General features: G+C 40.1%; 12 protein-coding genes. All 12 read left to right on the forward strand.

What is annotated here, in order from left to right; all coding sequences use genetic code 11:
• Positions 1-312: 312 nt before the first annotated feature.
• On the forward strand, positions 313-1,521 hold the full coding sequence (locus FUT79_RS15050) for a hypothetical protein (RefSeq protein WP_187426857.1): 1,209 nt from the start codon (positions 313-315) through the stop codon (positions 1,519-1,521).
• Between the two features lie 232 nt (positions 1,522-1,753).
• The gene (locus tag FUT79_RS06395; protein WP_024753446.1) at positions 1,754-2,146 is read left to right on the forward strand and encodes a DUF4418 family protein; all 393 of its coding nucleotides are present in this window, start codon (positions 1,754-1,756) and stop codon (positions 2,144-2,146) included.
• Between the two features lie 27 nt (positions 2,147-2,173).
• A complete protein-coding gene (locus tag FUT79_RS06400) occupies positions 2,174-2,848 on the forward strand; it encodes an ABC transporter ATP-binding protein (RefSeq protein ID WP_024753447.1) in 675 nt (224 codons plus the stop codon).
• Positions 2,849-3,138: 290 nt separating this feature from the next.
• The gene (locus FUT79_RS06405; RefSeq protein ID WP_044634870.1) at positions 3,139-4,425 is read left to right on the forward strand and encodes an FTR1 family iron permease; all 1,287 of its coding nucleotides are present in this window, start codon (positions 3,139-3,141) and stop codon (positions 4,423-4,425) included.
• A gap of 72 nt (positions 4,426-4,497) precedes the next feature.
• A complete protein-coding gene (locus FUT79_RS06410; protein WP_044634869.1) occupies positions 4,498-5,124 on the forward strand; it encodes an iron transporter in 627 nt (208 codons plus the stop codon).
• A gap of 205 nt (positions 5,125-5,329) precedes the next feature.
• Positions 5,330-6,574 carry a Fe-S-containing protein gene (locus FUT79_RS06415; protein WP_148879693.1) on the forward strand — a complete coding sequence of 415 codons (1,245 nt, stop codon included), beginning with the start codon at positions 5,330-5,332 and terminating at the stop codon, positions 6,572-6,574.
• Between the two features lie 19 nt (positions 6,575-6,593).
• Positions 6,594-7,877, forward strand: coding sequence for an ABC transporter permease (locus FUT79_RS06420; protein WP_148889412.1), 1,284 nt, complete (start codon positions 6,594-6,596; stop codon positions 7,875-7,877).
• Positions 7,878-8,602: 725 nt separating this feature from the next.
• Entirely contained in the window at positions 8,603-9,739 is a 1,137-nt protein-coding gene (locus FUT79_RS06425; protein WP_024753452.1) for an ABC transporter permease, read from the forward strand.
• 282 nt (positions 9,740-10,021) lie between these two features.
• Positions 10,022-10,849, forward strand: coding sequence for a TdeIII family type II restriction endonuclease (locus FUT79_RS06430; protein WP_024753453.1), 828 nt, complete (start codon positions 10,022-10,024; stop codon positions 10,847-10,849).
• Between the two features lie 4 nt (positions 10,850-10,853).
• On the forward strand, positions 10,854-11,612 hold the full coding sequence (locus FUT79_RS06435) for a DNA-methyltransferase (RefSeq protein ID WP_024753454.1): 759 nt from the start codon (positions 10,854-10,856) through the stop codon (positions 11,610-11,612).
• Between the two features lie 69 nt (positions 11,613-11,681).
• Positions 11,682-12,368: an ABC transporter ATP-binding protein gene (locus FUT79_RS06440; RefSeq protein WP_002696021.1), complete on the forward strand. Its 687-nt coding sequence runs from the start codon at positions 11,682-11,684 to the stop codon at positions 12,366-12,368.
• Between the two features lie 454 nt (positions 12,369-12,822).
• The gene (locus FUT79_RS06450; RefSeq protein ID WP_002696025.1) at positions 12,823-13,284 is read left to right on the forward strand and encodes an FMN-binding protein; all 462 of its coding nucleotides are present in this window, start codon (positions 12,823-12,825) and stop codon (positions 13,282-13,284) included.
• The last annotated feature ends 22 nt before the right edge of the window (positions 13,285-13,306 follow it).

Genomic DNA, 13,306 nt, shown 5'->3' on the forward strand with positions numbered 1-13,306 from the left:
ACCATACTAAAATATTCAGTTTGTTTTGCAAACAAAGGCACAGGTATATTTTTTACCAACACTGTTCCGTGTTTTTGCTTATCAGCTTACACAAGAAAATATTATTTTATTAAAAAAATCAAAAACAAGAAATAAAAGTGCTTGACAAAAATGAAAAAAATAGTAATATATAACTGAGTATCCTGTTGCTTTTTCTTCTTCTGTGTTTTGCAAATCGCCAGGGTATAAGGTTCTAAAATAAAAAGCAAGACAGTGTTACCTGTTGCAAAATTTTTTTGTTTTAGGAATATCTTTATTTAAGGAGTGTGTAATATGAAAAAACACGCAAAAATCATCGGCATGGGCATGATGCTTGTCCTTGCCGCAGTTTTGGTTACCGGATGCCCTACACCCAATACGAGCAAATCCGGTACTTCCGGTTCAGGGAGCAGTAGTAGTGGAGGAAGTGGCGGCAGCGGGGGAAATCCAAGTCCAAAACCTACTGAAGCAGTGCAAAAGATGTATGACGAGGCGTTGGAAGAGTTTGCGACAGGGTTAAAAAATGCTCCTATGCCGGCTGATGTAGTTGCGGATGGAATTGAAAAAGTAAATGCACATCTGGCGTCTCTTGGCTTCCATGTTGTGGATAAGAAGTCCGGAACCGGCCTCGCGCAAGGCACCACTGTAGAGCAATTAAAAGAGCGCTTTACATTGCAAGAGGGTGCTGTTGGACCTGGACCTGGACCTAACCCAAATCCTGGACCTGGACCTAACCCAAATCCTGGACCTGGACCTAACCCAAATCCTGGACCTGGACCTAACCCAAATCCTGGACCTGGACCTAACCCAAATCCTGGACCTGGACCTAACCCAAATCCTGGACCTGGACCTAACCCAAATCCTGGACCTGGACCTAACCCAAATCCTGGACCTGGACCTAACCCAAATCCTGGACCTGGACCTAACCCAAATCCTGGACCTGGACCTAACCCAAATCCTGGACCTGGACCTAACCCAAATCCTGGACCTGGACCTAACCCAAATCCCGGACCTGGATCGCAACCTCCTGAAGTAGTGCAAATGCAGTATGATGACGCAATGCAATGGCTTGCGGACGAATTAAAAAGGTCGGATCTCCCAGCGGATAAGCTTGTAGCAGAAGTTAGGAATCTGAATATGGACCTGTCGCGGTTCGGCTGGAAAGTTGTGGATAAGAAGTCCGGAACCGGCCTCGCGCAAGGCACCACTGTAGAGCAATTAAAAGAGCGCTTTACATTGCAAGAGGATGCTGTTGGACCTGGATCGCAACCTCCTGAAGTAGTGCAAAAGCGTTATGATGACGTAATGCAAAGGCTTGCGGACGAATTAAAAAGGTCGGATTTACCAGCGGATGAGGTTGTAGCAGGATTTAGGTATGTGAATATGGACCTGTCGCAGTTCGGCTGGAAAGTTGTGGATAATAACCCCGGAACCGACCTCGCGCAAGGCACCACTGTAGAGCAATTAAAAGAGCGCTTTACATTGCAAAAGATAACAGAATAGTGTAATCATTAGAAGAAGAGTGTGGGGTTTTCTGCACTCTTCTTTTGACAAACCCGCCAACTTCATACTTTTCAAAAAATACTTGGTTTATCAATTCCGAAATATAAATCTCGCAACGGATAATTTTTAAAATCAGGATAATCTTGCCGTAAAAATAAAAAAAAACGATATTGACAAGATCCGCGCTCTTGTATATTGTATAGCAAAGTTAACATACAGGAGTTTTATTCTTATGAACAAACAATATATTTTCGGGGTTCTGTGTATGCTATCGGGAGCCCTTCTTTTTTTTACGCCGTTCGGTATTGCGCCGGTATGCGGCCCGCTGGAAAACGGCATGTTTATGAAGTGCCATTGGATGGGCGAGGCTGTTCGCACAAGCGGCGGTTTATGCGCTTTGCTCGGTGTGTTGTTTTGTTTTGTAAAAGGCGCACAAAAAGGCATTGCGATTGCCAATATCGGCATCGGAATATATGCTATTCTTTTGGCGGCGGTTTTTATCGGCGGCTGCAAAATGCCCGCGATGGCGTGCAATGCGCACACAAAGCCTGTTATTTATCTTATTGCAGGTATTTTTATTGTGCTCAATCTTCTCTATCTTTTTTTAAGTAAAAAAGACCAATAGTATTTTGTATCGGGACGCGATAATCAGATGCTTTTAAAGACAGAAGGGCTTTCAAAATCTTTTATGCGGGGAAATAATGCGTTCCCTGCGCTTAACAATGTTAATTTTTCAATAAACGAAGGGGATTATATCAATATTATCGGACGGTCGGGAAGCGGAAAAACAACTTTTCTTAATCTTATTGCCGGTATTTTAAAACCTTCTGCGGGAAATGTTTTGTTTAACGGTAAAGATTTAGCCTCTTTTGATGACAGGGAAATGAGCGTGTATCGCAATGAGCAAATCGGCTTTGTTCCGCAAAACCTCGGAGCATTGCCGAATCTTACCGTGTCGGAAAATGTACGGGTGCCTCATTTTCTTTTTAAAAGGGACGGAGACGGTTCCGATCGGGCGATGGTTTTGCTTGAAATGCTCGGTATTGCTCATTTAAAAGATGAACTTCCGCGCAATCTTTCCGGCGGGGAAACAAAGCGAATGCTCATTGCCCGCGCCTTAATGAATTCGCCGAAGCTTTTTATTGCCGATGAGCCTACAGCCGATCTTGATCGGGCGGTAACAAAAGAAGTCATGGATATTATCACAAAAATAAACCAACAGGGGGCCGCCGTACTTATTGTAACCCATGATATGGATATTCTCACCGATGATTCGGATGTTTATACAATGTCGGACGGAGCACTTACAAAAGGAAGGACTCCGTAAAGGTTCGTGTAACGTTTTGCAAAATTGTAAAACTAAAGCTTTTAAACTTGCAGGGTTGGTTTTGCCTATGGTAAGTTTACCCACCCTTGCGTTGTGTCGGACTCTTTCTATAATAATAAAAATTTTAAAACTCGCACGTTTGATTTTTATAATTTTTTTTTGCGATTTGTATAAATGTATCAAAAAACGTTACCTGAGCGTAAATTTTTCAATTTAAATTGTTAGACTCTGTTGACTGTTTTGTAAGAGTTCGTTATAATTCTTTTGAAATTTTGGGAGGCTTAATTGCTATGAAGTCGGCTAAACAAAGAGTTTTTGTGTTATGTGCCGTTTTCGGTCTGCTTATTACACTGCCGATTTATGCTGCAGGCAAGGATAAAAAAGGTAATGAGCAGGTTCAGTATAGTTCTTGGACACAGATTGTTGAACAAATGGAAGTTCACTTAAATAATGCGTACGATTTATATGTTCAAGGGAAAAATAAAGAAGCATACAACGAGGTAAATACTGCATACTTTAGATTCTATGAATCCAAAGGGATGGAAAAAATTACGATGGGGTATCTTTCGGGAAAGAGAAAGACCGCCGTTGAAAATGCGTTTTATCAATATAGACGAAATGTAAAAAACGATAAGGATGCCAAAGAGGTAAAAGAGCATAAGGACATGCTTATTGCAATGCTGTATCAGGATGCCGCTGAGCTTGATGGGGTAAACTCTTCGGATAAAAGCAGCGGTTCATCGGGAAATGCCATTTCAACATTTATCGCTTCTTTTGTACTTGTGCTGCGCGAGGGGCTTGAAGCAATCTTGGTTATCGCGGCAATTATTGCGTACTTAGTTAAGACGGGTAAACAAAAGTATACCAAAACCGTTTATTTAGGCGCTGCAGCCGGTGTTTTGGTCAGTATTCTTTTAGCGATTGTTTTCAGTTTGATTGCGGGTGCTCAAAGCGGAATTGCTCAAGAGATTTTTGAAGGAGTTGGAATGCTCCTTGCAGTTGTTGTGCTTTTCTATGTGAGTAACTGGATGATCTCAAAGTCTGAAGTTGAGGCTTGGGATAAATATATACGGGCAAAGGTTGAAGCTTCTGTTTCAACCGGAAATAAATGGGTGCTTGTTCTTACTGCATTTCTTGCGGTAGCGCGTGAAGGTGCAGAGTTGATTTTATTTTTCCAAGGGGTTCCCGTTAATGATACAAGCGGAAGGATTGCGATGTGGGCGGCAATTATTCTTGCGGCGATTGTGCTTGCGATTATTTTCTTTGCTTTCAGATTCTTATCGGTAAAACTTCCGTTAAAACCTTTCTTTATTGTTACCAGTGTGTTGATGTATATTCTCTGTGTTTCGTTTACCGGAAAAGGTGTCAGCGAATTGCAAGCCGCCGGAGTTGTTGAAAAAACGGCAATAGAGTGGATGAATGGATTTAATATTGATCTCTTAGGTATTTATCCTACCTATGAAACTTTGATTCCTCAAATTGTTATTCTCTTATTGACAATTGCCTCCGCCGTTTGGTATATCCAAAAGAACAAAAAAACGCGGGCAAGGTTAGAAGCCGAAGCTCAGAAAAAATAGTTAGTATCGTGTTAACGATGGTTGGTTTGATTATAATTGTATAATTATAAATTATAATGTAAGGAGTTTTTTATGAAGAAATCATTATCAATGATTTTTGCTCTGGCTGCGTTTGCATTTATCTTTGCATCCTGCCAGAAACAAGAAGCTGCCGCAGATAAACCTGCGGCTTCGGATGAGCCGGCTGCAGCTGCAGCTCCCGCTCCGCATGAAGAAGAATCGGCGGGTTTTGATGAGTTCCCCATTGGGGATGAACAGGATGTTGGTCCCCTCCATGTAGGCGGCGTTTATTTTCAGGCTGTCGATATGGAGCCGGCAGGAAACAGTTTGGCTAAAAACGAGGCTGACTGCCACGTTGAAGCTGATATTTCAGCCAACGATGACGGATCTGCTCTCGGTTACGGTGTAGGCGACTTTGTTCCTTACTTGCATGTAAAGGCTTATATCCAAAAGCATGGTTCAAGCAAGGTGCAAGAAGTGGCATTTATGCCGATGAATGCCAGTGACGGACCGCACTATGGAGCAAACATGAAGTTTGAAGAAGGCCTTGGCAAGTATTCCGTTAAATTCGAAATTAAGGCGCCGGGCAATGACTATCTGCTTCATGTTGACAAAGAAACCGGTGTAACCGGTAAATTCTGGACAGAACCGCTTATCGTGGAGTGGCCTGATTTTGAATGGGCAGGACCTCAGTGGTAAGCTGTAAGGCTTATTAAAAAGGAAGCCTCGGTTTCTTAAATAAAAGGGAAGTAGAAACAAGACTTTCTACTTCCCTTTTTTATAGTTGATTGAGATGCGACAGTGTTGTATCTTCCGGAATTTATTTTATTAATACCTTTTCTCTTTTCGAGATAAAAGATGCTAAAATCGGAGGTGTCTTATTTTCAAATTTTTTGTACGTGTTATGGATTCGGGCATTGCCTTTTCTCTTATTTTAGCAGTGATTTTTGCGGCATACCGAACTAAGAATCTTTTAAAAAAGCGTATTGTTATATCTACAAGTATTGTTGTCGGTATTATAGGCAGTATTATTTCCGCAATACTGCGTTCTATTCCGAATTATATTAACAGAACTCGATTTGCTTTTTGGAGCATGATTCCTGTTGTTATCGGACTTGTGCTTTTATTGATTTTAATGATCGCCGACAAAGGTTTGAAAAAACATTTTGAACGCTTACAGGAAAATTTTTTTTCCGCCGCAGTGTTTGTTTATACCTTCGGTTGTTTTTTTTATTACTTGCCGCCTATTTTAACTCTGCCTCTTACATTTGTATACTACGGGGAAAGTGCGGTAAGCACCTTAGTTCTTTTTAGAGTAATCGGTTTTACGCTCGGAATTGTAGTAATGCTGTTGTCGGCACTTGCGGTATACAAAACATTGGAAAAACTTTCCGCCCTTGAACTGAAGATCACTGTTATCGGTTCGCTATGTATACTCGGACTTACACAGGCGATTGTAATTGTGCAGCGGCTTTATTTTTTAAGAATAATACCGCGCAGTAATTTTGTATTTTGGCTTATTGCTTTTGTAGTTAATTACGATCGTTATTTTGTTTTAGGCGTAACGGTTTTTATCGCAATTGCTTCTCTTATTCTTTGGAAAAAAAATCTTCATGTTACCGAATCTTATGCTCATCGTGCGGAGTTGCGGAAGCTTAAGGCAACTAAAAGAAATGCCCGCCGGTGGGCAAAGTTTTTACTCGCTTTATTGCTGCTTGATATTCTCTCATTAACGCTTGTTCGATATTTTTCGGAGCGAGAGGTTCCGCTCTCCGATCCTGAAAACTATGTTATCGAAAACGGAATGGCTATTATACCGCTTGCGGAATTGGAAGATGATAAACTGCACCGGTATGAGTATATTGCAAAAGAGGGTTCCAGCAAGGGAATTGCGATGCGTTTCATCGCAATTAAGAAAAGCGAAGGCGCATACGGTGTGGGACTTGATGCCTGCGATATTTGCGGGCCTACCGGTTATTTTGAACGAAAGGGCGAAGTTATCTGTAAGCTCTGCGATGTTGTAATGAATAAAGGAACTATCGGTTTTCCGGGCGGTTGTAATCCTGTTCCGATTCCCTATATTGTTCATGATGAGAAGATTATGATTCAAATAAAAGATTTGGAAGCGGAAGCTCATCGATTCAGGTAGAGGAAGGAGTTAAACTGATATGTTTTGGAGAATGGTAGGCGGCGCATTGTTCCGCCAAAAGGGCAAGATGCTGATGATAGCCTTTACCATTGCTTTGGGCTCGGGACTTTCAACCGCGATGCTTAATACAATGCTTGGGGTAGGGGATAAGGTTAATCAGGAACTTAAAACTTATGGTGCAAATATTACCGTTGTGCATAAAGAGGCTTCTTTGCTGGGCGATATTTATGGGCTGCAAGAAGAAAAAAGCGAAACAGCAAAATTTTTAAAAGAGGATGAGCTGCCGAAAATCAAAACAATCTTTTGGGCATATAATATTGTAGATTATGCGCCGTTTTTCAGCGTGTTTGTAAATATTGATACACAATCACGACCGATAAAAGTTATCGGCACATGGTTTAATTATGAGATGAAACTTCCGACGGGGCAGACAGTGTCTACCGGCATCCGAAGAATGCGCACCTGGTGGGATGTAAACGGCTCATGGCTGGAAGATTCCGATGACTCATCATGTATGATCGGAAGCCGTCTTGCCGGCAGAAATAATTTGAAAGTAGGGGATACGCTTTCGCTTAAAACCGCCGAAACGGAAATGCAGTATAGAATTGCCGCAATTTTTAATGCGGGAAGTGAAGAAGATGATAATGTTTATGTAAGTTTACATGCGGCGCAAAAACTTGCGGGCAAAAAAAATATTGTGGAGCATATTGAGGTCAGCGCTCTTACGACGCCTGATAATGATCTTGCCCGAAAAGCTGCGCGGAATCCTTTGAGCCTCACTATCAAAGAAAAAGAGATATGGTACTGCACTGCGTATGTCAGCAGTATCTGTTATCAGATTCAGGAAGTTATGACCGATGCGGTGGCAAAGCCTTTGCGGCAGGTTGCGGAATCCGAAGGCGCAATTTTAAATAAAACAACGCTGTTAATGCTGCTTATCACTATTTTAAGCTTAATAGCTTCAGCCTTGGGAATTTCAAATTTGGTTACGGCAAGTGTTATGGAGCGCCGTGCCGAAATCGGTTTGCAAAAAGCAATCGGCGCAAGCAATGCGGCGGTTTCAATTCTTATATTGACCGAAGTTATGATTATCGGCATTTTCGGCGGAATAATAGGATACTTTGGCGGATTAGGTTTAACGCAGATTATCGGGCATACGGTTTTCGGCTCAGCCATTGCGCTTGCACCGATGGTTATTCCTATTGTGGTTATTATCATATTTTTGATAACCTTGATCGGAAGTTTTCCGGCGGTGCGCTATTTATTGAAATTGAATCCGACAGAAGTTCTGCACGGAAGGTGATTGGGAAAATAGACAAACAGTCAGTCTGAAATGGCGCCTGCCTGTTTGTCAGCGAGTTTCGCTTTTGTGCTTTGCAATGCGAAACATCGTGTATTGAAAGTGCTTTTTCAGGCTCCGCCTTACAAAAGCACAAAAAAATTTTTTCGGAATTTAATAATTCCTCAAAAATTTTTTGTAGGAGAATAGACAAACAGTCAGTCTGAAATGGCGCCTGCCTGTTTGTCAGCGAGTTTCGCTTTTGTGCTTTGCAATGCGAAACATCGTGTATTGAAAGTGCTTTTTCAGGCTCCGCCTTACAAAAGCACAAAAAAATTTTTTCGGAATTTAATAATTCCTCAAAAATTTTTTGTAGGAGAATAGACAAACAGTCAGTCTGAAATGGCGCCTGCCTGTTTGTCAGCGAGTTTCGCTTTTGTGCTTTGCAATGCGAAACATCGTGTATTGAAAGTGCTTTTTCAGGCTCCGCCTTACAAAAGCACAAAAAAATTTTTTCGGAATTTAATAATTCCTCAAAAATTTTTTGTAGGAGAATAGACAAACAGTCAGTCTGAAATGGCGCCTGCCTGTTTGTCAGCGAGTTTCGCTTTTGTGCTTTGCAATGCGAAACATCGCGTATTGACTTGTATTTTGTAAGACTTTGTTTTTATACCTCTGTCTGACAAAATACGGAAAAAATTTTTTCGGAATTTAATAATTCCTCAAAAATTTTTTTATAGGAGAAGATGATGACTCGAAGACGAATGTATATGCGGATGGTGATAAGTTCTTTGGTGCGGCGGCGGTCGCGAATGCTTGTTGCCCTGCTTGCAATAGCGATTGGCTCAACAGTTCTTTCGGGACTTTTAACAATCTACTATGACATTCCGCGTCAAATGGGAACTGTGTTCAGAACATACGGCGCTAATATGATTTTTATCCCGAGCAATGCGGATGAAAAAATACAAGAAAAGCAAATTGCCGAGATTCGATCCGCTATTCCTCAAGATAAACTTGTCGGATTTGCTCCCTATATGTATCAAATGGCAAAGGTGCATGAGCAGCCGTATATGATTGCTGCCACCGATTTAGAAGGCGCAAAAAACAATAGCCCCTATTGGCTTATTCGCGGTAATTGGCCCGAAACTCAAAAACAGGTACTGATAGGAAATGAAATTTCAAAAGCAATTGAACTTTCTGTCGGCGATACCTTTATTGTAAATACGCCGAAAGAGGACGGCGACCTCACTGTTACCGAATGCACAGTTTCGGGAATAGTTACCACAGGCGGAGTTGAAGAAGAATTTATCTTTATGAGTCTTGAAGACCTAAAAAAAATTATTGGAGAAAAAGCGGGCTTTGATGTCATTGAATGCAGCATTGACGGGAATCAAGGCTATTTACAAAATATTGCAAATAAGGTTTCGCAAATTGATTCAACGGTTACGCCGCAGCTGGTAAAACGAGTAACGGAATCTCAAGATACGGTGTTAAATAAATTACAAGCATTAGTTTGGATTGTTACAATTATCGTGTTGTTTTTAACAATGATTTGTGTTACCACTACGATGATGGCGGTGGTTGCAGAGCGCAGAAAAGAAATCGGCTTAAAAAAAGCACTCGGCGCATCAAATAAAAGTGTGGTAACCGACTTTTTAGGCGAGGCGGTAATGCTCGGTATTTTCGGCGGTATCCTCGGTGTTTTGCTCGGCTATTTATTCGCCGATCAGGTAAGCATCAGCGTATTTGCGCGCGAAGTTTCATTCCAACTTCCACTGGTGCCGGTAACGCTTATTGCCTCGGTAATTATTACGATCATCGCCTGTCTGATTCCGGTACACAGCACGGTAGACATTGACCCTGCGATTGTGCTGCGCGGAGAGTAGGAGGAAAAATGAAATAAAATTTATAAAATGCTAGTATAACGTTTTTTGATAACTCGATTATTTTTCTTAATGCATTTTATACAATATAAAAAACAGCTCGACACGGCGCAACGGTGGGCAGTTTACCATAGGAATGCTTTAAATCCGCAAGCCCTTACATTGTTGGTGCTCCGATTTGTATAACAGGAAGTTAATTACAAAACGCTATACTAGTGTTTTTTTTAGTTTCTTGGTATGATACATGCGTTCAGAATAGCTTCTAATATTATGGAGGAATTTAGCATGGATACAATAAAACATAAAGCAATAGAACAAATCATAGATAGTTCAATAAAAACCTTTGCGGAGGGTTTTAGAGTTAAGCATACATTGCAGATTGACGATCCTAATGGAATCATCAACGCAAAAAAGAACAATTGTTTCATTGCGGAATTAGGACAAGAATTTATGTTTTATAGTGCATTTGTCAGAAGTTTTGATAGTTCTTTTGGCAAAGTTCTTGAAAGTATAGGAAATGCTATTGCAAAGCTTTCTTATGAGGTACGAGGGAAGTTAAGTGCTTATCTATTGCCGCAACAAAGTCAGCACATGGACTATATGATTTCAGAATATGAAAAAAATATTAAGCCATCTGTAGATGATTATAATAATTTTACTTGTATGATGCCGAAGGATATTCGTTCCTTTAATAAAACTCATGTGACAGATCATTATTTTTATAATAAAGAAAAAAATGAGCATTATTTAATTGAATTAAAAGCTGGTGGAGATTTAGACAATAAAAAAGCTAAAAGTGAGAAGTTGGCACTACTGCAAGAATACTTTATTCTTAAAAATTATCTAAATGAAGAAGGCAAAAAAGACGGAAAAATTTATATTTTTCTTGGAACTGCGTATAATATGTTCGGGGAAGGTAATTATTGGAAGCAAGATAGAGTGAGGCAATTTTTTGCGAATGAAGAGTTACTTATTGGAAAAGATTATTGGAATTTTGTTTGTGATGACTCTACCGGTTTCGAAATAATCATGAACCAATACAAGAAGAGTGCACAGTACATTAAGACGGCTTTAGATGAAATAAAAACTTTGTATTTTGGAAATAGGGGGTAACAATATGTATACTGTTACCGACATCAACAAAGCCTTACTCATTCACGGAGATTGCTTTCAAAAAATGAAAGAGATACCGGATACATCAATTGATCTTATCCTTTGTGATCCCCCGTATAATCTTGCCGAATATTCTACCGGCAATATGAAATTTGATTGGCGGGCGGAAATAAATAATGATGTTGCTGAATGGGACTTAATTCCTTTTGATCCGCAAAAACTTGTGGAAGACTTTACGCGAATTTTAAAACCGAAAGGAAATATTTTTATTTTTACAAGTTATAACCTGATTGGAAAATATCATGAAATTTTTAATCCGATATTTGATACCTTTCAATTTATGGTATGGCACAAAACCAATCCTATTCCCAATGTCCGCAAATCATCATTTTTAAACAGCTGTGAACTTATTGTTTGTTTGTGGAATAAGGGACACACGTGGAATTTTTTTACGCAAAATCAAATGCATAATTTTATTGAAACGCCTATTTGCATGGGCAAAGAACGCATAAAGAATCCGAAACATCCGACGCAAAAACCGCTTGCTGTTTTAGAACACATTATCAAAATTGCTTCAAATGAAAATGATATTGTTTTTGATCCCTTCATGGGTGTTGGTTCCACAGGACATGCTGCCCTGAATCTAAACAGGCGGTTTTTGGGAATTGAAATTGATAAAAAATATTTTGCAGCCGCTTGCGATCGGCTTACAATTTTTCAACAGGAGTTAAGAAAGCTCAATGAGGGATGTGTTAATTTTTAGAATCGCAGACAAATTAAAATGCAAAGATGATTGTGATTGTGCATAGACAAACTAGTAGAGAGGTGTAAGATGGATATTTTAACGTTAACTGATGTGTCAAAAATTTACGGAGAATTAAAAGCCTTAAATCAAATAAACTTGACAGTGGAAGAAGGTGAATGGCTTTCGATTATGGGGCCTTCGGGTTCAGGCAAAACAACCATGATGAATATTATCGGGTGCATGGACAGACCTTCATTCGGAAAGGTTGAGCTTGCAGGACAAGATATTTCCAAACTTTCACCGAAAGAATTTACCGTTGTGCGCCGCGATACAATCGGTTTGGTTTTTCAACAATTTCACTTGGTAAATTATTTAACCGCATTGGAAAATGTCATGATGGCGCAATACTATCACAGCATGCCGGATGAAGAAGAGGCAATGGAAGCGCTTGAAAGTGTGGGATTAAAAGAGCGGGCAAAACATTTACCGAGTCAGCTTTCCGGCGGTGAGCAGCAGCGAGTATGCATTGCGCGGGCTCTTATCAATCATCCGAAGCTCTTACTGGCAGATGAGCCGACCGGTAACCTTGATGAAAAAAATGAACTTTTGGTTATGGAAATTTTCGGAAAACTGCATGCGGCGGGAAGCACTATCATTGTGGTAACACACGATCCGGAAGTTGCCGATCAGGCAGAGCGAATGGTAGTACTTGAACACGGAAGGATTGCGCGAATAGAAAAGATGAGCAGAAAACGCCCGACCATTTCGCAATGAAAACGGGGCGCTGGAACTTTTAGCTAAAAACTAATGGCGTGTTTTTGCTATTTTTTAATTAGTTTTTTAATTCGTCTAATACGAATCAAGTCAATTTTATAAAAAGAGCTCGACACGGTGCAAGGGCGAAGTTCTGAATTTTTTTTAACTTCGCCTACGAGTTTTAAAGCTTCAGTTTTATAGTTTTGTGTTGATGCTTTAAAACATTGTTTGGAATTTGCAAGGGCGACTAGTTTACCATAGGAATGCTGCATCCCAAAGCCATTGCTCCGTTTGCCTAACGCGTATAGGTTGATTTTAAAACTTATGAGTGAACCGATTTGTGACTCACTCTGTAATTGAAAAGTTTTTCAGAACGTAAGTTCTGAAAAATGCCAAACACTATTGAATAAAATTGAAGCATGAGCTTGTATTTTATACATTGATAGTATTGTAACATGAAGAGAGGTGCATTATGAAATTTTCTAAAATCATTTTTTGTCTAATGATTGCAGGTGCTGTGGTACTATCCTGTAATGAAAAAAATGAAAAAGAAGAGCCCGCACAAAAACAGGTTCTTTATCGTGACGGAGAATATTCCGCGCGTTCAAGCATTCAGGATGACTGGGGCGGAACCGCTGAAGTTACGATGACCATCAAAGACGGAAAGATCGTTGCCTGCGAATTTATTTCATACGATAAAGATGGAAAACTAAAAGATCAAGACTACGGCAAGATTGACGGTAAAATTAAAAATCAGGGCTTATATAAAATAGCACAGGATTCAATCACGCTTAGCGCAGAGTATGGCAAAAGGCTGGTAGAAACACAAGATGTGGAAAAGGTCGATGCAAATTCAGGTGCAACGATTTCGTATGAATTATTTAAAGATGCGGCGGTAAGCATTTTAGAAAAAGCAAAGCTTGAAACCAAATAATAAAAATCTGTACGTAAGCTAA

The sequence above is a fragment of the Treponema phagedenis genome (assembly GCF_008153345.1).
GTDB classification, from domain to species: domain Bacteria; phylum Spirochaetota; class Spirochaetia; order Treponematales; family Treponemataceae; genus Treponema; species Treponema phagedenis.

What these genes read in the sequence shown, in the direction of transcription:
- FUT79_RS15050 (WP_187426857.1), top strand. Translation starts at nt 313, where the DNA reads ATGAAAAAACACGCAAAAATCATCGGCATGGGCATGATGCTTGTCCTT.
- FUT79_RS06395 (WP_024753446.1), top strand. Translation starts at nt 1,754, where the DNA reads ATGAACAAACAATATATTTTCGGGGTTCTGTGTATGCTATCGGGAGCC.
- FUT79_RS06400 (WP_024753447.1), top strand. Translation starts at nt 2,174, where the DNA reads ATGCTTTTAAAGACAGAAGGGCTTTCAAAATCTTTTATGCGGGGAAAT.
- FUT79_RS06405 (WP_044634870.1), top strand. Translation starts at nt 3,139, where the DNA reads ATGAAGTCGGCTAAACAAAGAGTTTTTGTGTTATGTGCCGTTTTCGGT.
- FUT79_RS06410 (WP_044634869.1), top strand. Translation starts at nt 4,498, where the DNA reads ATGAAGAAATCATTATCAATGATTTTTGCTCTGGCTGCGTTTGCATTT.
- FUT79_RS06415 (WP_148879693.1), top strand. Translation starts at nt 5,330, where the DNA reads ATGGATTCGGGCATTGCCTTTTCTCTTATTTTAGCAGTGATTTTTGCG.
- FUT79_RS06420 (WP_148889412.1), top strand. Translation starts at nt 6,594, where the DNA reads ATGTTTTGGAGAATGGTAGGCGGCGCATTGTTCCGCCAAAAGGGCAAG.
- FUT79_RS06425 (WP_024753452.1), top strand. Translation starts at nt 8,603, where the DNA reads ATGACTCGAAGACGAATGTATATGCGGATGGTGATAAGTTCTTTGGTG.
- FUT79_RS06430 (WP_024753453.1), top strand. Translation starts at nt 10,022, where the DNA reads ATGGATACAATAAAACATAAAGCAATAGAACAAATCATAGATAGTTCA.
- FUT79_RS06435 (WP_024753454.1), top strand. Translation starts at nt 10,854, where the DNA reads ATGTATACTGTTACCGACATCAACAAAGCCTTACTCATTCACGGAGAT.
- FUT79_RS06440 (WP_002696021.1), top strand. Translation starts at nt 11,682, where the DNA reads ATGGATATTTTAACGTTAACTGATGTGTCAAAAATTTACGGAGAATTA.
- FUT79_RS06450 (WP_002696025.1), top strand. Translation starts at nt 12,823, where the DNA reads ATGAAATTTTCTAAAATCATTTTTTGTCTAATGATTGCAGGTGCTGTG.